At 60.6% G+C, this 19137-nt stretch carries 18 protein-coding genes; 8 read left to right on the plus strand and 10 right to left on the minus strand.

All coding sequences use genetic code 11. The features are described 5' to 3' along the window. The first annotated feature begins 65 nt into the window (after nt 1–65). From AC4LE2_RS06095 to AC4LE2_RS06105, 3 genes are all read left to right on the plus strand, one after another. Nucleotides 66–1070, plus strand: a complete 1005-nt coding sequence (locus tag AC4LE2_RS06095) for an OmpA family protein (protein WP_491824851.1) — start codon at nt 66–68, stop codon at nt 1068–1070. Between the two features lie 14 nt (nt 1071–1084). After that, nucleotides 1085–1732: a pyridoxamine 5'-phosphate oxidase gene (pdxH, locus tag AC4LE2_RS06100; protein ID WP_491824852.1), complete on the plus strand. Its 648-nt coding sequence runs from the start codon at nt 1085–1087 to the stop codon at nt 1730–1732. A gap of 109 nt (nt 1733–1841) precedes the next feature. Then, nucleotides 1842–2306 (plus strand): outer membrane lipoprotein, encoded by a 465-nt coding sequence (locus AC4LE2_RS06105; protein WP_491824853.1) that lies wholly within the window; start codon nt 1842–1844, stop codon nt 2304–2306. Between the two features lie 55 nt (nt 2307–2361). On the opposite strand, the gene nhaA is transcribed toward AC4LE2_RS06105, so the two are convergent. Further along, nucleotides 2362–3537 (minus strand): Na+/H+ antiporter NhaA, encoded by a 1176-nt coding sequence (nhaA, locus tag AC4LE2_RS06110; RefSeq protein WP_491824855.1) that lies wholly within the window; start codon nt 3535–3537, stop codon nt 2362–2364. A 193-nt stretch (nt 3538–3730) separates the two neighbouring features. Between nhaA and AC4LE2_RS06115 the strand changes: the two genes are divergently transcribed. Continuing rightward, a complete protein-coding gene (locus AC4LE2_RS06115; RefSeq protein ID WP_491824857.1) occupies nt 3731–4822 on the plus strand; it encodes a PLP-dependent cysteine synthase family protein in 1092 nt (363 codons plus the stop codon). Nucleotides 4823–4826: 4 nt separating this feature from the next. Here AC4LE2_RS06115 and AC4LE2_RS06120 read toward each other — a convergent pair whose 3' ends face one another. The 7 genes from AC4LE2_RS06120 to AC4LE2_RS06150 form a co-directional block, all read right to left on the minus strand. Next, nucleotides 4827–6434: an NAD(P)/FAD-dependent oxidoreductase gene (locus AC4LE2_RS06120; protein ID WP_491824859.1), complete on the minus strand. Its 1608-nt coding sequence runs from the start codon at nt 6432–6434 to the stop codon at nt 4827–4829. A 116-nt stretch (nt 6435–6550) separates the two neighbouring features. Further along, entirely contained in the window at nt 6551–7219 is a 669-nt protein-coding gene (locus AC4LE2_RS06125; RefSeq protein WP_491824861.1) for a hypothetical protein, read from the minus strand. Nucleotides 7220–7307: 88 nt separating this feature from the next. Further along, nucleotides 7308–8009, minus strand: coding sequence for an ABC transporter ATP-binding protein (locus AC4LE2_RS06130; protein WP_491824863.1), 702 nt, complete (start codon nt 8007–8009; stop codon nt 7308–7310). A gap of 1 nt (nt 8010) precedes the next feature. Further along, nucleotides 8011–8778, minus strand: coding sequence for a high-affinity branched-chain amino acid ABC transporter ATP-binding protein LivG (gene livG / locus AC4LE2_RS06135; protein WP_491824865.1), 768 nt, complete (start codon nt 8776–8778; stop codon nt 8011–8013). Beyond that, nucleotides 8775–10025 (minus strand): high-affinity branched-chain amino acid ABC transporter permease LivM, encoded by a 1251-nt coding sequence (locus AC4LE2_RS06140; RefSeq protein WP_491824867.1) that lies wholly within the window; start codon nt 10023–10025, stop codon nt 8775–8777. The genes livG and AC4LE2_RS06140 overlap by 4 nt, the downstream gene beginning before the upstream one ends. Continuing rightward, complete coding sequence (gene livH / locus AC4LE2_RS06145; RefSeq protein WP_491824868.1) at nt 10022–10945, minus strand: high-affinity branched-chain amino acid ABC transporter permease LivH; 924 nt, start codon at nt 10943–10945, stop codon at nt 10022–10024. The genes AC4LE2_RS06140 and livH overlap by 4 nt, the downstream gene beginning before the upstream one ends. 214 nt (nt 10946–11159) lie before the next feature. Continuing rightward, on the minus strand, nt 11160–12278 hold the full coding sequence (locus tag AC4LE2_RS06150; protein ID WP_491824870.1) for a branched-chain amino acid ABC transporter substrate-binding protein: 1119 nt from the start codon (nt 12276–12278) through the stop codon (nt 11160–11162). Nucleotides 12279–12639: 361 nt separating this feature from the next. Between AC4LE2_RS06150 and AC4LE2_RS06155 the strand changes: the two genes are divergently transcribed. Next, on the plus strand, nt 12640–12945 hold the full coding sequence (locus AC4LE2_RS06155) for a DUF2288 domain-containing protein (protein ID WP_491824872.1): 306 nt from the start codon (nt 12640–12642) through the stop codon (nt 12943–12945). Between the two features lie 82 nt (nt 12946–13027). Here the strand turns inward: AC4LE2_RS06155 and rapA are convergent, their stop codons facing one another. Then, nucleotides 13028–15868 carry an RNA polymerase-associated protein RapA gene (rapA, locus tag AC4LE2_RS06160; RefSeq protein WP_491824873.1) on the minus strand — a complete coding sequence of 947 codons (2841 nt, stop codon included), beginning with the start codon at nt 15866–15868 and terminating at the stop codon, nt 13028–13030. Nucleotides 15869–16080: 212 nt separating this feature from the next. Between rapA and AC4LE2_RS06165 the strand changes: the two genes are divergently transcribed. Then, nucleotides 16081–16416: an aspartate-semialdehyde dehydrogenase gene (locus tag AC4LE2_RS06165; RefSeq protein ID WP_491824875.1), complete on the plus strand. Its 336-nt coding sequence runs from the start codon at nt 16081–16083 to the stop codon at nt 16414–16416. A 31-nt stretch (nt 16417–16447) separates the two neighbouring features. Next, a complete protein-coding gene (locus AC4LE2_RS06170) occupies nt 16448–16633 on the plus strand; it encodes a hypothetical protein (protein ID WP_491828197.1) in 186 nt (61 codons plus the stop codon). 116 nt (nt 16634–16749) lie between these two features. Here the strand turns inward: AC4LE2_RS06170 and AC4LE2_RS06175 are convergent, their stop codons facing one another. Beyond that, nucleotides 16750–17220, minus strand: a complete 471-nt coding sequence (locus AC4LE2_RS06175) for a MaoC family dehydratase (RefSeq protein ID WP_491824877.1) — start codon at nt 17218–17220, stop codon at nt 16750–16752. A gap of 172 nt (nt 17221–17392) precedes the next feature. Here AC4LE2_RS06175 and AC4LE2_RS06180 point away from each other — a divergent pair, with 172 nt between their 5' ends. Continuing rightward, a complete protein-coding gene (locus AC4LE2_RS06180; protein ID WP_491824878.1) occupies nt 17393–19102 on the plus strand; it encodes an AMP-binding protein in 1710 nt (569 codons plus the stop codon). The last annotated feature ends 35 nt before the right edge of the window (nt 19103–19137 follow it).

Below are 19137 nucleotides of genomic sequence, written 5' to 3' on the forward strand. Positions count from 1 at the left end.
CATCCCAATCAACAATTTAAGCGGGTTTGTTAACCCGATTTATTGACTTACTTTCCGGACCGATCATGTACGCCAAGAAGACCCTCGCTTTCGCCCTGTGCCTGGCAATCACCGGCTGTGCCCATACCTCGCAGGACGCGGCTTCCGGCCCGGTTGCAGGCTGGTGGCCCTTCGGTAAGGAGGCTGCCAGCAAGGAGGTCACCAAGGACACGGGCGTTGAGCAGGCCGTGCAGGAGCGCGTAGCCAAGGCCGAAGCGGCGTCTGACGCCAAGGCTGCCAGCGAGGGCCATTGGTGGTGGCCGTTTGGTCAAGATAAAGCGACAACAGCAGTTAACCCTAAAGGCGCGCCTGCCGCAGCCATAGCGGCGGCTGCCAAGGTGGACCCGGCCGTGACCAAGGCGTGGATGGACGCTTACGAGCCTAAGCTTCGCGACGCCATCAAAGGCAGCAAATTCGAGCTTCAGCGTGGTGAAGAAATGTTCGTAGTGACGGCGCCGGTGGACGGCTCGTTCAATCCGGATCGCCCCGCCATGCTGCTTCCAGTGTCTCTGGCCCCTATCACCAACGTTGCCAAGGCGCTGGAAGCGGACAGCAAGACCTCTGTACTGATTCTGGGCCACGCCGATTCGTCTGGCGCAGCCGACCTCAACAAAAAGGTAAGCTTGGAGCGTGCGCAGTCCATCGCTGCGATTTTCCGCCTCAGCGGCCTTCAGCGTAATCGCTTAAGCTTGCGTGGCATGGGTGCCGTGGTGCCTCGCGCCGCCAACGACAGCCCGGCCGGCAGGGCGCTCAACCGTCGCGTCGAAATGCTCGTTACACCTGAAAGCGGCATGGCAATGCTGATGGCCAAGTATGATCAACCGACGCCTGTTGCGGCTGCGCTGGTGGCCCTGCAAGACGTCAAAGCCGTACCTGACGCACCGAAGGCGGCGCCAGCAGTAGCGAGTAAAAAGGCCAGCGCCAAGAAGGCACCCGCCAAGCCTGCTGAGACCGCAAAGAAAAAAACCGCCCCCGCTAAAAAGGCAGTTTCGGCTAAAAAGCCTGTGACTGACCAGCAAGCCAAGAATTGATAGAGCCGCGTACCATGAGCAAATCCCTGGCTGATATGCGTCGTGACTACACCCGCCATGGCTTAACGGAGAATGAAGCTTCCGTAGACCCGTTCGCCTTGTTCCGCCAGTGGTTCGATGAGGCGGTAGAAACTGAACAGCTGCCGGTCGAAGCCAATGCCATGACGTTGGCGACGGTTGACAGTGACGGCAGGCCGCATTGCCGGGTGCTGTTGCTAAAAGCCATGGATGACCAAGGTTTCACGTTTTTCACTAACTATGAAAGCGCCAAGGGTCAGCACCTGGCCATGAACGCGTTTGCAGCGATGACGTTCTTCTGGCCTACCCTTGAGCGTCAGGTGCGCATCGAAGGGCGTGCATTGAAGGTAGCACCTGCTGAATCCGAAGCCTATTACCAGGTTCGTCCCCTCGGCAGCCGTATCGGTGCCTGGGCGTCTCCTCAAAGCAGGCCCATTGCTGACCGCGCAGAGCTCGAACACTTGCTGGCACTTACCCAGCAGCGGTTTGGCGACTCACCGCCAAGCTGCCCCGAGCATTGGGGCGGCTACCGGCTGGTGCCAGACCGCATGGAGTTTTGGCAGGGCCGGTCCAGCCGGCTGCACGACCGCCTCGACTACCGTCTTCACCACGGCGCCTGGGAGCGTCAGCGCCTGGCGCCCTAGGCGATCCAATGGTCCAACAGCCCGGTTCACATGCTTCAAAAGTGGCGTGATTCGTGACACGCTTTGCAGGACGGCGTCTAATGGCTGTCTGTCCTACGGAGTGTGATCGATGCGTAATTCTATGGTAGTAGCGAGCTGTTTCACGGCCATGACCCTGTTGCTGGGCGGCTGCACGTCTAGCCTGACCGGCGACACGTATTCGCGAGATGAAGCACGACGCGTACAAACGGTACGCATGGGCACGATCGAGTCCCTGAGGCCCGTAAAGATCGAAGGCACCAAGACGCCTATCGGCGGCGGCGCTGGTGCCATCGTAGGCGGCGTGGCGGGTAGTTCGGTGGGCGGCGGCCGTGGCAGCATCGTTGCTGCGGTTATCGGCGCCGTCGCTGGCGGCCTGTTGGGTTCGGCTACCGAAGAAGGCCTTACCCGAACTCAGGGTGTAGAGGTAACGGTACGTGAAGACGACGGCAGTACCCGTGCCTATGTCCAGCAGGTGCAGGAAAACGAAATCTTCCGAGTGGGTGAGCGCGTGCGCATCATGACCGTAGACGGCACCAGCCGCATCAGTCACTGATAATGACCGACCAGGGGCGCTGCGATATGATCGCCGGCGCCCCGTTAGCGATTGATTAGGCGCGCCGGCTGGTGGCAGCCATGATCAGGTAACCGCCAATGGCTGCCAGGAACGAGCCCGTGAGAATACCCATGCGGTCTTGGCCCGCATACAGGCTGGTGGCGGGGTCGAAGGCCAGCGAGCCTACGAAAATGCTCATGGTAAAACCAATACCGCAGAGCACCGCAATGCCCAGTACCTGACCCCAATTCGCGCCAGCGGGCAACGCTGCCATGCCGGTACGCACGGCAAGCCACGTCAGGCCGAATACCCCCACTGTTTTGCCCAGCAACAGCCCAAGTGTGATCCCCAAGGGTACGCTGTGTATGAAGCTTTCCAGGGTGACGCCCTTGAGGGAGATACCCGCATTGGCAAAGGCGAACAGCGGCAGGATCGCGTATGCCACCCAAGGGTGCAGGGCGTGCTCCAGGCGCAGCAGGGGCGCTTCGTCTTCGTGGCTGCCGCCGCGTAGCGGGATGAAAAAGGCCAGGGCTACGCCAGCCAGCGTGGCATGAACGCCACTTTTGAGCACGCAGACCCACAGCACCAGCCCTACCAACAGGTAGGGCGCCAGGTGACGCACACCGCCTCGGTTCAGCCCAAACAGCACTGCCAGGCACCCTGCTGCAATCAGCAATGCAGTAGTGGACAAGGCGCCCGAATAGAACACGGCAATGATGGTGATTGCGCCCAGGTCGTCGATGATGGCCAAGGTCATGAGAAACAGTTTTAACGACGCCGGTACTCGCTTGCCGAGCAGTGCCAGTACGCCCAGCGCAAAGGCGATATCAGTAGCGGTTGGGATGGCCCAGCCTGCGGCAGCGGCAGGGTCTTGGTGGTTGAGCGCCCAATAAACAAGTGCCGGCACCACCATGCCGCCCACGGCTGCCATGCCCGGAAGTACGACCTGCGAAAGCTTGGCAAGGTGCCCTTGCAGCATTTCACGCTTGACCTCCAGGCCTATCAGCAGGAAGAACACCGCCATGAGGCCGTCGTTGATCCACAACAACAGAGGCTTGGCCACCTCCAGCGGACCAAGGCGTATCCAAACCGGCGTATCGAGAAACCCCAGGTACGCCGTTGAAGCAGGAGAATTATTGGCAACGAGGGCGGCGAGCGCCGCGATGATAAGCAGAAGGCCGCCGGTGGCCTCCATGGCGAAGAATTTACGAAGCGAGAGACGTACGGGCATCCTGTCCTCCGGGCAATGGGCTGAAGGGTTGTACCCTAACGCGCTAGGCCCCATTGATGAAGAACCTATAAGCTTATAGCCGTTTGGCACATGGCCAACGCCCGGAATTGCTAGGGTCTTGGCCTATTCCTAATCAGTTTCTATTTATGTCCGCCTTGGGCCGCCGACGCCCTGGGCAATTTTGGGGAGTAGCATGACTGACCGCCACTGGGCCCTGGATGCCATCCGCCTGATCGAAGCGGATTTCCAGCGAAGCGCCGACACTCACTTGATCCCCTTCGAATTGCCCGGGTTCCCTGGCATCGACGTGTATTTCAAGGACGAGTCCAGTCACCCTACGGGAAGCTTGAAACATCGGTTAGCGCGTTCGTTATTTCTGTATGCCCTGTGTAACGGATGGCTTAAACCCGGCAAGCCTGTTATTGAGGCTTCCAGCGGCTCCACCGCCATTTCCGAAGCGTATTTTGCGCGGCTACTGGGCGTGCCTTTCGTGGCCGTAATGCCGGCGTCTACCTCTCAGGTAAAAATTGATCAAATCGCCTTCTATGGTGGGCAGAGCCACTTGGTCGAAGACCCTACCCATATTCATCAGGCGTCCCTGGAGCTGGCGGGCCAGACCGGGGGGCACTTCATGGATCAATTTACCTATGCCGAGCGCGCTACGGACTGGCGGGCCAATAACAACATCGCTGAGTCCATCTTCCAGCAGATGCGGCTGGAACGTCACCCTGAGCCAGACTGGCTGGTCTCAAGCCCCGGCACGGGCGGTACCCTTGCAACGCTCGGGCGCTATGTGCGCTACCGCCAACACCGCAGCCGCGTATTGTGCGCCGATGCCGAGCGCTCGGTGTTTTTCGAGGCGTACCGCAGTGGCGACCGCAGCCTCACCTTGCCCCATGGCTCAAGAATCGAGGGCATTGGTCGGCCACGGGTAGAACCGTCATTCATGCCGGGGGTAATCGACAGCATGGTCAAGGTGCCAGACGTGCTGTCGTTGGCGGCCATGCATTATTTGAGCGAGCAGCTAGGCCGCCGCGTGGGCGCCTCCAGCGGCACCAACCTGATCGGTGCGCTGGCGGCTGCTGGGAAGATGAAGGAAGTGGGCCGTCAGGGGTCGATTGTTACGCTGCTATGCGACAGCGGAGAGCGCTACCTCAGTACCTACTATTGCAGCGACTGGCTGTCGGCCCAAGGGTTTGACCTGGCCCCCGCCGACGCCCATATACGGGCGTCGGTCGAGGGGGGCGCACCCTTGCCAGCGTCCGTGCTGGCCCACACTGCCTGAGCGGCTAGGCGGCGAGAATGGCCTTGGCCACCGCTTCGGCTACGCGGATGCCGTCCACGCCGGCCGACAGGATGCCCCCGGCATACCCGGCGCCTTCGCCTGCGGGGAACAGCCCTTTCAGGTTGAGGCTCTGGAAGTGCTCGTCCCGGGTGATTCGCAAGGGCGAGGAGGTACGGGTTTCAAGGCCCGTGAGCACGGAGTCGTGCATGCTGTAGCCTTTGATCTGGCGGTCAAAGGCCGGGAGTGCCTCGCGAATGGCTTCGATGGCAAATGCCGGCAAAGTGGCCGCCAGGTCTATGAGCGCCACGCCGGGCTTGTAGGACGGCTCCACGCTACCCAGTGCAGTTGAGGCACGGCCTGCCAGGAAGTCCCCCACCAATTGGCCCGGCGCATGGTAACTGCTGCCACCCATTACATAGGCGACGGTTTCCAGTTGCTCCTGTAGCTCGATCCCCGCCAAGGGCCCACCGGGGTAATCACGTTCGGGCGAGATACCCACTACCAGGCCGGAATTGGCGTTGCGCTCGTTGCGTGAGTATTGGCTCATGCCGTTGGTGACCACCCGCCCTGGCTCGGAGGTGGCCGCCACCACGGTACCCCCTGGGCACATGCAGAAGCTGTACACCGAGCGGTTGTTGCTGGCGTGGTACACCAGTTTGTAATCGGCCGCGCCCAACTTGGGATGACCGGCATATTTACCCAGGCGGGCCTTGTCGATGACTGATTGCGGGTGCTCGATACGGAAGCCCACCGAGAATGGCTTGGCCTCCATGAACACGCCGCGGGCGTGCAGCATACGGAACGTATCACGAGCGCTATGCCCCAACGCCAACACTACATGACGTGCCAGCAATTGCTCGCCGCTGGCCAGTTGGACGCCTGCCACTTGCCCGCTTTCCACCAGCAGGTCGGTGACCTTGGCTTCAAAGCGAATCTCCCCGCCCAGGGCGATGATCTCGTGGCGCATGTTTTCGACCATGCCCGTCAAGCGAAAGGTGCCGATATGGGGTTTGTTGACGTAAAGGATCTCGTCGGGCGCACCCGCCTTGACGAATTCTTCCAGTACCTTGCGGCCGTGGTGCTGAGGGTCCCGGATCTGGCTGTAGAGCTTGCCGTCGGAGAAGGTACCGGCGCCGCCTTCGCCGAACTGCACATTGGAATCGGGGTTCAGCTCGCCTTTACGCCACAGGCCCCAGGTGTCCTTGGTGCGCTGGCGTACTTCCTTGCCACGCTCCAGCACCACCGGGCGAAAGCCCATTTGCGCCAGCACCAGGGCGGCGAAAATCCCGCAAGGGCCAAACCCGACTACCAGCGGCCGTGCGCCGGCGTCGGCCGGTGCCTGGCCCACGAACCGATACGCCATGTCGGGCGTGGGGCTAATGTTGTGGTCCCCTTCGAATCGCTGCAACAGCACGGCTTCTTGTGCCACGGCGACATCCACTGCATAGATGAACAGCAACTCGCTGTTTTTTTTGCGGGCATCGTAGCTGCGCTTGAAGATGCTGAAGGCCAGCAGTTCGGCTTCGGTGATGGCCAGCCGCTGGATAATCGCCAGGCGCAGTGCGTCCTCGGCGTGATCCAAGGGGAGTTTGAGTTCGGTAATTCGTAGCATTGAAAGTCCAGGGGCCAGCGCGACGGCGCGGCGCAATTGCAAGCCGGCGATTATACCTGCTCTGGGAGCATCGGCCACCGAGCACCCGTCGGTCTAGGTTGGGTTAGCCGCGCGGTTCAATCATCCTGGGCGCCACCGGCGTAGGCACAGCCACGCTGCACTTGGTCGCCCGTACGCAGTTCAGCCGTCAGTGCGCTAACTCCCGTGTCGCTGGTGCAGGTTTGAGGGGCTAGCCACAGTTCGATGCGCTGATGATTGGCCTCACTGCTCAAGCTGGTGCCACCCCCCGGCATTTGTTCAATCACGTAGGGCACGGCCAGGTCGGGCTGCCCCTCGCGTACCAGCATCATGCCTCTGGCATTGGCGCGTACTGCCCACCCGGTGCCCTGGGCATAAAAGCGCGTCAGTTTAAAATTGCTGTCCTTGCACGCGCCTGGCGTGCGCTCCACACGGTAGAGGCGTTGAAGGTTCAGATGGCCCGGCGTGCCTTCGACGGTGGTGCCGTCAAAGCGGCCTCGTAGGTCGGCGAATAACGCCCCTGGTTGCATGGGGAGGCTAGTCACATAGTCGGCAAGGCCAGTGCGGCCGTTGTCTTCCACAATGAATGTGCGCGCAGAGTCGCAGGGCGCGAATACCCACTGCCCACTGTCCACTTTGAGGGTGCCTTGCATCCGGGTTTGCCCCGAAAGCTCAGGCGGGGCGTCGTTTCCGAACGACCCCGCCAGTTGGCAGCCGGCGAACATCGGCAGCAGGGCAGCAAGTAGCAATGGGCGAGCAGCAAACATATGAGACCTCCAGGTAAGCAGGCCGCCACGTTATCACGCTCCTGGCCTGCACCCCATGGGGTACGGCAAGGTACCCCAGTGGCCGAGGTTAGCCGCCCAGGTACGCATCACGCACTTTTGGGTCTACCAGCAGCGCCTCGCCGGTACCTGTCATGACCACCCGGCCATTTTCCAGTACATAGGCGCGATCTGCGACTTTCAGGGCCTGGTTGGCATTCTGCTCTACCAAGAACACCGTCACGCCATCACGGCGCAGCTGTTCGATGATGTCGAAAATCTGCTGAATGATAATAGGCGCCAGACCTAGCGATGGCTCATCGAGCAGCAGCAGCCGTGGCTTGCTCATTAGCGCCCGGCCAATGGCGAGCATTTGCTGTTCGCCGCCGGACATCGTGCCACCGCGTTGGCTATAGCGCTCTTTGAGGCGCGGAAATAACGCCAGCACTTTGTCCAACTGCGCCTGGTAGTCGTCCTTATCTGTGAAGAAGCCGCCCATGGCGAGGTTTTCTTCCACGGTAAGCCGGGCAAACACCCGCCGCCCCTCGGGCACTACGGCAATGCTTTTACGCATGATTTGGGCCGACTCCAGCCCAACCAGTTCTTCACCCAGGTAGCGAATGCTGCCCGAGTGCGCCCGTGGCGACCCGCACAGGGTCATCAGCAACGTGGACTTCCCTGCACCATTGGCGCCAATGAGAGTGACGATCTCGCCCTGGCGGATTTCTACGTTCACCTCGTGCAGAGCCTGAATTTTTCCGTAGAAGGTCGATACGTTTTCAAACTGCAGCATGTCAGGCTTCCCCCAGGTAGGCTTTGATGACGTCGGGGTTGTCCCGGACTTGCTCAGGCGTGCCGTGGGCTAGAGGGGTGCCTTGGTTGATGACCACGATGTGGTCGGAAATGGTCATAACCAGCTTCATGTCATGCTCGATCAGCAGCACGGTGGCGTTGTACTCCTCGCGCAATACCCCGATCAGCGCCTTCAGCTCGTCGGTTTCCCGTGGGTTGAGGCCAGCGGCGGGTTCGTCCAGCATCAAGATGCGCGGGCGGGTCATCATGCATCGAGCAATTTCAAGGCGCCGCTGCTGCCCATAAGCCAACGTGCCCGCCGGGCGGTTGGCCATGTCCTTAAGGTTGACCCGCTCCAACCAGTGCTCGGCGTACTCCATGGCCGCGCGCTCGCTCCGGCGAAATGCCGGAGTTTTGAACAGGCCTGCCAGAAAGTTGGTGTTCAGGTGCCGGTGCTGGGCAATCAGGAGGTTTTCGACTGCGGTCATGTCTTTGAACAAGCGTACGTTCTGAAACGTGCGCACCACACCCTTGCGCGCTATCACATGGCCCGGCAGGCCCTGCACCTCTTCGCCGTCCAGAACGATGCGCCCGCCCGAAGGCCGGTAGAACCCGGTCAGGCAGTTGAACACTGTCGTTTTGCCTGCCCCATTGGGACCGATCAAGGACACGACTTGTTTTTCCTTGACGGTCAGGGCCACCCCATTGACCGCCAGCAACCCACCAAAGCGCATGGACAGATCGCTTACTTGCAAAAGGTTACGGCTCATCGACGCAGCTCCATATGGGGGCGTTGCATAGGCAGCAGGCCTTGTGGGCGCCACACCATCATCAGCACCATCAAGGCACCGAACATCAACATGCGGTAATCGCTGAACTCGCGCATCAACTCAGGCAACAGGATCATTACGATTGCCGCCAGGATAACGCCCAGTTGCGAGCCCATCCCGCCCAGCACCACGATGGCCAGAATGATGGCCGATTCGATGAAGGTGAAGGATTCTGGCGTGACTAGCCCTTGGCGGGCTGCGAAGAAGCTCCCCGCGAACCCTGCAAAGGCAGCCCCTAACGTAAAGGCGGACAGCTTGATGATGGTCGGGTTGAGGCCCAGTGCGCGGCACGCGATTTCATCTTCACGCAGGGCTTCCCACGCGCGCCCGATGGGCATGCGCAATAGCCGATTGATCACGAACAGGGCCACAAGCGCCAACAGCAGCGCGATCAGGTAGAGAAACACCACTTTGTCCGCAGGGTTGTAGTCCAGCCCGAAGAACTGGTGGAAGGTTTGCGCGCCGTCTGCGGCCCGGCGCTCGAAGCTCAAGCCGAACAGGGTGGGTTTGTCGATACCACCGATGCCGTTGGGGCCACCGGTGATGCTGGTGAGATTGCGCAGGAAGATCCGGATGATCTCGCCGAAGCCCAAGGTCACGATGGCCAGGTAGTCGCCACGCAGTCGCAGCACCGGGAAGCCCAGCACGAAGCCAAACAAGGCCGCCAGCAAGCCAGCCAGCGGCAGGCATTCCCAGAAGCTCAGGCCCAGGTAGTGGGAGAGCAGGGCGTAGCTGTAGGCGCCTACGGCATAGAACCCTACGTAGCCCAGGTCGAGCAGGCCGGCCAGGCCCACGACGATGTTCAGGCCTAACCCTAGCATGACGTAGATCAGCACAAGGGTTGCGATGTCCACGGCGCCGCGTGACCCGAAGAAGGGCCAAATGAACGCCAGCACGATAAGCGCTGCCAACCCCCAGCGCTGAGTGCTGGGCAGGGTCAGCCAATCGGTTATGTGTGTAGGGAGCAGCGCCTGACTACGGGATCGAGGTGCAGTGCGCTGGCCGGCCAGCAGTACCCGCACAAACAAGGCAAGTGAACAGGCCGCGATGATTGCCAGGGTAGTGGTGTCTGCGCCCTGCACTTGGAGGGTGACGCCCGCGAACACCAACTTGAGGCCGAACACCGGGTAGGCCACGGCCCACACCAGCAACGCGCTGAACAGTGCCGACTTGATGGACTTGCTCATACTTTTTCTACCTCCGGGCGACCCAGGATGCCGGTCGGGCGGAACAGCAGCACCAAGACCAGCAGGCCGAACGCAACCACATCCTTGTACTGGTCGCCGAATACGTCTGCACCGAAGGCCTCAGCCACGCCCAGTACCAACCCACCCAGCATGGCGCCGGGAATGCTGCCAATACCCCCCAGCACGGCGGCGGTAAAGGCTTTAAGGCCCACCAGGAAGCCCGCGCTCGGGTTAATGACGCCGTACTGCATGCTTAGCAGCATGGCCGCAACCGCAGCCAATGCTGCACCGATCACGAACGTAAGCGCGATCACGCTGTTAGTGTTGATGCCAAGCAGGCTGGCCATTTTCATGTCTTCGGCACAGGCGCGGCAGGCACGGCCCATGCGCGAGCGGGCGATGAACAGGGTCAGGCCGTACATGGTCACCAGCGTGACCACGAATACCAGAATCTGCATGTAGGAGATCACTACTTCCTGCGCACCACCTGGGCCGAACGTGAGGTTGCCCGGTAGCAAGTTGGGAATAGCGAAGTTGCCCGACCCCTGCGACAGCTGCACAGCGTTTTGCAGGAAGATGGACATGCCGATGGCGGAGATCAGCGGAATCAGGCGGTTGCTGTTGCGCAACGGGCGATAAGCAACCCGTTCGATGCTGTAGCCATAGGCGCTGGTAACCACGATGGCTGCGGCAAAGCCTGCGATCATCAGTACCGGCAGGCTGTGCACGCCCATCATGGCCAGGCCGGCCAGCGCCATGAAGGCGACATAAGAGCCAATCATGTACACCTCGCCGTGAGCGAAGTTGATCATGCCAATGATGCCGTAGACCATTGTGTAGCCGATGGCAATCAAGGCATAGGTGCTGCCAACGGTAAGACCGTTAACCAGTTGTTGCAGAAAGTGAAAAATATCGGGCATGTGCCGCGCTCCTAAAAACCCTCCCGCATGCCGCCAGTGCGATGGGCCGAGCGAGGCACAATAGAAGTGCGCCTGGCGTCAGCCGCGCCGGTTGGCTGCGGGTGATGGTTTTAAGATGTTCAGGGAAGCCTGGCTACGCAGGCCAGGCTTCGGTACTCATAAAGCAAAGCCCACCGCGGTAAGCAGTGGGCTTCGGGGGCCGCAGCGGGGGTGTTTACTTCGCCTCGGTCTTAGGCTTGTTGAAGTGCCATTCGTAGACCACGAACTGGAAGTTCTTCAGGTCGCCCTTGGCGTCGTAGCTCAAGTCGCCCATTGGGGTTTTGAACATGCCTGCATGGATGGCCTCCGCGACTTTATCGGTGTCTTCGCTTTTAGCCGCTTTAATACCGTCGGCAATGATCTGCACAGCGGTATAAGACGGGAAGACGAACGGCCCACTCGGGTCTTCGTTTTTGTCTTTGAACGCCTTGGTCAATGCCTGGTTGGCTGGGTCCTGGTCAAATGACTTGGGCAGGGTTACCAGCAGGCCTTCGGACGCTTCACCGGCGATCTGCGAGATGGAATCGTTGCCCACGCCTTCCGGGCCCATGAACTTCGCAGTCAGGCCTTTTTCTTTAGCCTGGCGCAGGATCTGGCCCAGCTCGGGGTGGTAACCGCCGTAGTACACGAAGTCTACGTTGGCTTGCTTGAGCTTGGCGATCAGCGAGGAGAAGTCTTTGTCGCCGGCATTCACGCCTTCGAAGAGGGCGACTTTCACGCCCTTGTCTTCCAGGGTTTTTTTCACGGCGGTGGCAATGCCTTCGCCGTACTGCTGTTTGTCATGAACGACCGCCACGATCTTAGGCTTCACGTGGTCGGCAATGTAGTTACCGGCCGCAGGGCCTTGGGCGCTGTCCAGGCCGATGGTGCGGAACACCAGCTTGTAACCGCGGTTGGTGATCTCCGGGCTGGTGGCAGCCGGGGTAATCATCAGGATGCCTTCATCTTCATAGACGTCCGATGCAGGCTGGGTAGAACTGGAGCACAAGTGGCCCACCACGAACTTCACACCGTCGTTGACCACTTTGTTGGCCACGGCTACCGCCTGCTTAGGATCGCAGGCGTCGTCGTATTCAACGGCTTCGAGTTTTTTGCCATCCACGCCACCTTTGGCGTTGATCTGATCGATGGCCATGTGAGCGCCGCGAAATTGCATGCTGCCGTATTCGGCGACTGGGCCGGTTTTGGGCCCTGCGATGCCTACCCTGATAGTGTCGGCGGCGAATGAGTAACTGGCGGCGCCTGCAAGCACCATGGCGGCAAACAACTTGGACAGCTTGGTAGTGTTGTGCATAAGGCTCCACTCGTGTGTTTTTAGTTTTTATAGTCCTTGCGGCTGACACCGTAGGACCATGGCGCTGCGCCTGCCGTGGCAGGGTGCACCAAGATCGATCAGCCGGTCAGCTCCCCTTGGTGTGACCGACGCAGTGTAGAGCGCAGGTTGAACCCTTGAAAAGCAGGCCGGTTATCAAGCGCTGGCGCAATGTCGCTTTTATGAACGTTTCTTATAGAATCAGGGCGCAGGGTATCGGCGCTGTTGGCTAAGCGCCTGGATTAACGAGGCCTCGCCACGGCTCTTGAATTTGAAACCGGGTTTTTCCGGCGAAGGGCAGCCGCTATTATGGCGGCTACTCAAAGACTTACGGCCCTGATCCATGACGCAACAGACAAGCACCCTCTATGCCAAACTTCTGGGTGAGACAGCGAGAATCACTTGGGAAGAGCTCCAGCCCTTCTTTGCCCGAGACGCACTGTTGTGGGTCGCGCCAACGCTGGACCTTATCTCAGTGGCCGAAGCCATGGCAGAAAACCAACACACGCGGGTAAGTGCCTGGCTAGAGGCCGGCACCCTGTGCAAAGTAAGTGAGCGCCACGCTGCCGATTTGCTAGAGCGTGATCCTCAGTTGTGGGCGGTGGTGGTTTCGCCCTGGGTTGTGTTCCAGGAGCGTGCAACTGAGTGATAGCTGCACAGTAATGGTGCGGCGAGTGGTGGTTGGTAGCAGCGGCGCCGGCAGCGCTATTGCGGCGCCGCCGGCGGCGTGGTTATCCAGCCACCAATACGCGTATGGCCTCAAGTCGCAATGCAGCCTTTTCCAGCATGGCCATCCCTTGTTCGCGCTGAGCCCTTAGTGCATCGATTTCGCTTTCGCGCACGCTTGGGTTGATGGCGCGTAAGGCAGTAAGGCGTGCAATTTCCTCATCCAGCTCTGCTGCCAGTCGGCGTTGTGCCTCGGCCACGCGCTCTGCATGGCGTGGCGTGACCTTCGCCTCAGCAGCATTGATGCGGGGCGAAAGTGCGTCGCGCTGGGCCTGGATGAACTTGTTGGCGCTGCCCTTGGGCACGCTTTCAAGCTGATCGTTGAGGGTTTCGAACGCTACCCGGGGCGAGAGATCGTTACCATTACCGTCAAGCAGGCAGCGCAGCGCTACAGGGGGCAGAAAACGGCCCAGTTGCAGGGCCCTGGGCGCCACGGCCTCACTGACGTACAGCAACTCCAGCAATACCGTGCCGGGCTTGAGGGCTTTGTTCTTGATGAGCGCCACGGCCGTGTTGCCCATCGAACCGGACAGTACCAAGTCCATGCCGCCTTGGACCATAGGGTGCTCCCAGGTCAGGAACTGCATGTCTTCACGTGCCAGCGCCTGCTCACGGTCGTACGTGATGGTCACGCCTTCGTCGTCACCCAGCGGGAAGCTGGCATCGAGCATCTTCTCACTGGGCTTGAGGATCAGGGCGTTTTCCGAATGGTCTTCGCTGTCTATGCCAAAGGCATCGAACAGGGTTTCCATATAGATAGGCAGCGCGAACTGATCGTCCTGCTCCTCTATGTCGACGACCAGCGCCTGGCCTTCGCCAGCACCGCCGGAATTGAGCTCCAGCAGGCGGTCACGCCCACTGTGCAGCTCGGCTTCCAGGCGCTCGCGCTCTGCCTTGGCTTCCTGGATAAGCGCGTCGAAGCCTTCCTCGCTACCGCCTGCCAGCTCAGTACTTAGCCGCTCACCGAAGTGGTGCTCAAGGGTATTGCCGGTAGGGCAGGTATTAAGGAAGGCGTTCAAGGCTTCATGGTACCAGCGGAACTGGCGCGCCTGGGCCGTGCCCGCGAGGTAAGGGACGTGAAGCTGAATCACATGTTTCTGGCCGATACGATCCAGCCGGCCGATGCGCTGCTCCAGTAGATCCGGGTGCGCTGGCAGATCGAACAGCACGAGATGGTGCGCGAACTGGAAGTTGCGGCCTTCGGAGCCAATTTCCGAGCAAATCAATACCTGGGCGCCGTATTCTTCGTCTGCGAAGTAGGCAGCGGCCCGGTCTCGTTCAAGAATGCTCATGCCCTCGTGGAACGTGGTAGACGGGATGCCAGAACGCACGCGCAGGGCATCTTCCAGATCCATAGCCGTTTCAGCGCGGGAGCAGATCACCAGCACCTTGACCTTCTTGAGGGCCTTGAGCGTGTCGATCAGCCAGGCCACCCGTGGGTCGAAGCGCCACCACCGGTCTTCGTCGCCTTCGGTCTGGGTACGTTGCAAGGCAACTTCCGGGTACAGCGCTTCGCGGCCGTGAAGGGTGGCGTACTGCGCAGGCGCTTCGAGTGCGTGATGGTGCAGTTCACGCTCAGGGAAGCCCTGGATCGCAGCCCGGGTATTACGGAACAGCACCCGGCCGGTACCGTGACGGTCGAGCAACTCGCGGATCAAGCGTGCGCTGGCCTGGGCGTCGCCGTCCTGCACCGCCCCCAGCAAGGCCTCGCCCTCGGCCCCCAGGAATTCGTGGATGGTAGCGTGGGCACGCTCTGACAAACGTCCTTGATCGAGGAGTTCCTGAACCGCTTCGGCCACTGGCCGGTAGTGCTCGCTTTCACGGCGGAAGGCCTCCAGGTCGTGGAAGCGGTTTGGATCGAGCAGGCGTAGACGGGCAAAGTGGCTGTCCTGGCCCAGTTGCTCGGGCGTCGCGGTGAGCAGCAGCACGCCGGGGATCACCTGCGCCAGCTGATCGACCAGCGCGTATTCAGGGCTGACCTGGGTAGGGTGCCATACCAGGTGGTGGGCTTCATCTACCACCAGCATGTCCCAGCCGGCGGCGAACAAGGCATCCTGAGCCTTTTCGGAACGGGTGAGCCATTCAAGCGATACCAGTGCCAACTGCGCATCTTCGAAAGGGTTGCTGGCATCGCTTTCAAGGAAGCGCTCAGCGTCGAACAGGGACACCTGCAGATTGAAGCGACGGCGCATTTCTACCAGCCACTGGTGCTGGAGGTTTTCAGGCACCAGGATCAAGACCCGGCTGGCGCGGCCCGCGAGTAACTGACGGTGGATCACCAGGCCCGCCTCGATGGTTTTGCCAAGGCCGACTTCGTCAGCCAGCAGTACTCGCGGCGCAATCCGGTCCGCGACTTCACGGGCAATGTGCAACTGGTGCGCAATGGGTTGCGCACGCACCCCACCCAGGCCCCAAAGCGGCGACTGAATCAGGCGGCTATTGTGTTCAAGGGTGTTGTAGCGCAGCGCGAACCACTGCAGAGGGTCGATCTGGCCGGCGAACAAGCGGTCGCTGGGCAACCGGAACTGAATAAAATTGGACAGTTGCGTTTCGGGCAGGGTGCAGGGTTGGTGTTGGGCATCGAAGCCGTGGTACACCAGCAGGCCGTCCACGTCGTCCACTTCCCGTACCGTGAGCTTCCAGCCCTCGAAATGGGTGATCACATCCCCAGGTGAGAAACGCACGCGTGTGAGCGGGGCATTACGCAAGGCGTATTGCCGGGTGTCGCCGGTGGAAGGGTAAAGCACCGTAAGCAGGCGGCCATCCTGGGCGATCACTGTGCCCAGGCCCAGCTCCGCTTCGCTGTCGCTGATCCAGCGTTGTCCTGGTTGATACTGCTGCGCCATGCCGTACTCCGCCTGCCAAAAGCCAAGGATTCTAACGGATCGCTTCACGAGAACCAAAGTTGCCTGGCGCAATTGTAGTTCAGCGCGGCACAAGGGCAGTGGCGCTTGCCCTCAAGTTTGTCGCGCAGCGGCCGATACATCGGTCAACCCCTACTGCGCACGCAGGGTTAAGTACCCTGCCGCAGCCCTTTGGACAGGTAATCGGAGGCCCGATGATCCCACCTGTGAGCTTGCAGCCTTTTGTACCGGTCAACCCACAGCTCGACCCGGTCAAGCCAACGCCGAACATTCCGGAGGTCGCGGCGCCACAGCCGGCCTCCAGCGAGACTGAGATAGACCTGCGAAACCGGGAGCGCGAAGATGCTGCGCTGTTGCTGCAAGAGCATGAGCAGCGCCGTCGGCGTCAGCGCGAGGCCCAGTTGGGCGTGGCGTCAGACGAGCCGTTGGTGGTCCCTGGCGATACGCTCAATGCCGACAACACCGTGCCGGCGGTGCCGCTGATGGACGCCCCGGCTCGTCAAGGGTTGTGGGTAGACCTTCAGGTGTGACTGGTCATGGGCACGATGACAGGGGATGATAATGGCCTCACCGCCGCTGGCCCCGACCATGACTGACGACACGAACCTGCTGGACTTCAACGCTGAGCGCGCACGCCGGCAACATGACCTGAACGACAAGCGCCTGGCCGAGATGCGGCGCGCGTTCGAGCAGGCGATGCCCCTTACGGCCAAAAAGAAACCGAAAAAGAAACCGAAGAAGCGTTGATCTGTGTCACCGCCCTTAACGGGCGCCAACGCTAGGCTGTGATCTCGACACAGCGTCAGCCGTTGTGCTCGACACGCAAGGCATTTTTTCAGGCGGCTTCGGCCGCCTTTTTTTATTCAGCCCACTGTAATGGTAGGCAGCGTGGTCAGGGTCACGCTCTGTTGCTTACGCGGTGCGAGGATCTCGGCCTCGCCGTCCACGATCAGTTCATCGCGCTGGTTGAATACGCGCGTGGCGATCCGCACCTTGAATTTAGGCAATTTCTCAAGGATTTCCAGGCGCACCGTGAGGGTGTCGCCCAGCTTGACCGGTTTTTCAAAAGTCATCTTCTGACCCAGGTAAATAGTGCCGGGGCCGGGCAACTCGCACGCCACGGCTGCGCTGATCAGGGCACCGGTGTACATGCCATGGGCAATTCGCTCTCTGAACAGGGTTTTAGACGCGTACTGGGCGTCCAGATGCACCGGGTTGCGGTCGCCGGAAAGCTCCGCGAACAGCTGCACTTCACGCTCGCTCACCGTTCGGAAATAACTGGCGGTCTGGCCAACCTCAAGGGCTTCGTAGGGGGTGTTGGTGCTGTCAGTCATGGGTGGGCGCTCCTGAAGGTAAAGGCGCTAGTGTATCGCCATGCGCCTCAGGCATATCAATTCAGGATGTAAATAAGCGGCGATCAGCGGTTGCCATATGGGCTCAGGCTGCTAATTTCCGCCCTGCATTACGCGGGCAAGACGCTCGCGTGTTAAAACAAGGAAAACAACCATGCATCCCGATGTCCGGAGCGACAAGCGCCCCGAGGGCGTGCCTTCCACGCTCGATTTCAGTACGTGGAGTTCGGTGGTGGAGCTTTTCCACGCCTCTTGCACACTTTTTTCCCATAAATATGCGTTCAGTGACACGGACCATACCTTCACCTTTGGCAGCCTGGAGCGCGAGGCCCTGGCCTTTGCCACCTGGCTTCAGCAGCACACGGGCCTCAAGCCCGGCGACCGGATCGCGGTGCAGCTCCCCAACATCGTGCAATACCCCGTGGTGGTCTTTGGCGCGCTGTGTGCCGGCCTGGTCGTGGTCAATACCAACCCGCTTTACACCCCTCGGGAGATGCGCCATCAATTCAAGGATTCTGGGGCCCGCGCCCTCGTTTACCTGAACCTGTTCGGCGACCGGGTTGAGGAGGTCTTGGCAGACACGCCCATCGAGTATGTGATCGAGGCACGGATCAGCGACTCGATGCCCACCCTGAAAGGCTGGATGGCAGACTTCGCTGTAGCCAGGCTCTATAAGGCGCTGCCTGCCTATTCGATACCCAGCGCGGTGCGCTTGAAGTGCGCGCTGGCACGCGGGCGCAAGGGCGTGTTCGCACCGGTGCGGTTGTGTCGGGAAGACACTGCGCTGCTTCAATACACCGGCGGTACTACCGGCACCGCCAAGGGCGCGGTGCTCACCCACGGCAACCTGTTGGCCAATATGCAACAGGTGCTGGCAGGCTTTGAGCAGCTTGCCCCGGATGGCCAGCCCTGGGTCCGCGAAGGTGGAGAAACCGTTATTGCACCCTTGCCCCTGTACCACATCTACGCGTTTACGGCGCACTGCCTGTGCATGATAGCAACGGGTAACCACAGCGTACTCATCAGCCGGCCACGCGAGATCCACGTACTGATACAGGCGCTGGAGCGCTGGCGATTCACTGCTTTCGTGGGCTTGAATACCCTTTTTGAAGCCTTGATAAATCACCCCAATATTTCACGAGTGGATTTTTCCGACCTCAGGGTCACCACGGCTGGCGGCACTGCCCTGTCCCGTGCCACGGCCGAGCGCTGGGAAGCACTCACCGGCTGCCGGATCACCGAGGGGTATGGGCTGACCGAGGCGTCTCCAGGGGTCACCAGTAACCCTTATGGCCAGGCGGGGCATGTAGGCACAGTAGGGCTGCCCTTGGTAGGCACGCAAGTAAAGGTCATTGGGGAGGCGGGTGAGCCCCTCCCTCCAGGCCATGCCGGCGAGTTGTGTATAAAAGGCCCTCAGGTGATGAAGGGCTATTGGGCGCAGCCAGACGCCACGGCCTTGGTGCTGGATGCGCAAGGCTGGTTGAAAACAGGCGACATTGGTGTAATTGAGGCCGATGGGTTTATCCGCATCGTGGACCGCAAAAAAGACATGGTCATCGTGTCGGGCTTCAACGTGTACCCCAGCGAGGTCGAGGCCGTCGTGATGGCGCACCCGGAGGTGCTCAACTGCGCGGCAATCGGTGTGCCAGACGTGCGCACCGGTGAAGCCATTCGCCTGTTCGTAGTGCCGCGTGACGCGTCGTTAAGTATGCAAAGCCTGAACGACTGGTGCCGTGCCCACTTGGCCGCCTATAAAGTACCGAAGCACATCACGGTGCGCGAAGCATTGCCAATGTCTGCGGTGGGCAAGGTGTTGCGGCGCGCTTTGCGGGAGGAGGCCGAGGCCGAACTCGGCGAGGCATAACTCAATGCAAAGAGTTCTGAATGTGACCGAAGCAG

The sequence above is a fragment of the Pseudomonas sp. 9.3L genome (assembly GCF_058536285.1).

Excerpts from the sequence above, each read along its gene's own strand:
- AC4LE2_RS06125 (WP_491824861.1), bottom strand. The coding sequence starts at position 7,219 with ATGTTTGCTGCTCGCCCATTGCTACTTGCTGCCCTGCTGCCGATGTTC.
- rapA (WP_491824873.1), bottom strand. The coding sequence starts at position 15,868 with ATGGCGCAGCAGTATCAACCAGGACAACGCTGGATCAGCGACAGCGAA.
- AC4LE2_RS06175 (WP_491824877.1), bottom strand. The coding sequence starts at position 17,220 with ATGACTGACAGCACCAACACCCCCTACGAAGCCCTTGAGGTTGGCCAG.
- livG (WP_491824865.1), bottom strand. The coding sequence starts at position 8,778 with ATGAGCCGTAACCTTTTGCAAGTAAGCGATCTGTCCATGCGCTTTGGT.
- AC4LE2_RS06115 (WP_491824857.1), top strand. The coding sequence starts at position 3,731 with ATGACTGACCGCCACTGGGCCCTGGATGCCATCCGCCTGATCGAAGCG.
- AC4LE2_RS06140 (WP_491824867.1), bottom strand. The coding sequence starts at position 10,025 with ATGAGCAAGTCCATCAAGTCGGCACTGTTCAGCGCGTTGCTGGTGTGG.
- AC4LE2_RS06105 (WP_491824853.1), top strand. The coding sequence starts at position 1,842 with ATGCGTAATTCTATGGTAGTAGCGAGCTGTTTCACGGCCATGACCCTG.
- pdxH (WP_491824852.1), top strand. The coding sequence starts at position 1,085 with ATGAGCAAATCCCTGGCTGATATGCGTCGTGACTACACCCGCCATGGC.
- nhaA (WP_491824855.1), bottom strand. The coding sequence starts at position 3,537 with ATGCCCGTACGTCTCTCGCTTCGTAAATTCTTCGCCATGGAGGCCACC.
- AC4LE2_RS06120 (WP_491824859.1), bottom strand. The coding sequence starts at position 6,434 with ATGCTACGAATTACCGAACTCAAACTCCCCTTGGATCACGCCGAGGAC.
- AC4LE2_RS06150 (WP_491824870.1), bottom strand. The coding sequence starts at position 12,278 with ATGCACAACACTACCAAGCTGTCCAAGTTGTTTGCCGCCATGGTGCTT.
- AC4LE2_RS06095 (WP_491824851.1), top strand. The coding sequence starts at position 66 with ATGTACGCCAAGAAGACCCTCGCTTTCGCCCTGTGCCTGGCAATCACC.
- AC4LE2_RS06155 (WP_491824872.1), top strand. The coding sequence starts at position 12,640 with ATGACGCAACAGACAAGCACCCTCTATGCCAAACTTCTGGGTGAGACA.
- AC4LE2_RS06180 (WP_491824878.1), top strand. The coding sequence starts at position 17,393 with ATGCATCCCGATGTCCGGAGCGACAAGCGCCCCGAGGGCGTGCCTTCC.
- AC4LE2_RS06130 (WP_491824863.1), bottom strand. The coding sequence starts at position 8,009 with ATGCTGCAGTTTGAAAACGTATCGACCTTCTACGGAAAAATTCAGGCT.
- AC4LE2_RS06170 (WP_491828197.1), top strand. The coding sequence starts at position 16,448 with ATGGCCTCACCGCCGCTGGCCCCGACCATGACTGACGACACGAACCTG.
- livH (WP_491824868.1), bottom strand. The coding sequence starts at position 10,945 with ATGCCCGATATTTTTCACTTTCTGCAACAACTGGTTAACGGTCTTACC.
- AC4LE2_RS06165 (WP_491824875.1), top strand. The coding sequence starts at position 16,081 with ATGATCCCACCTGTGAGCTTGCAGCCTTTTGTACCGGTCAACCCACAG.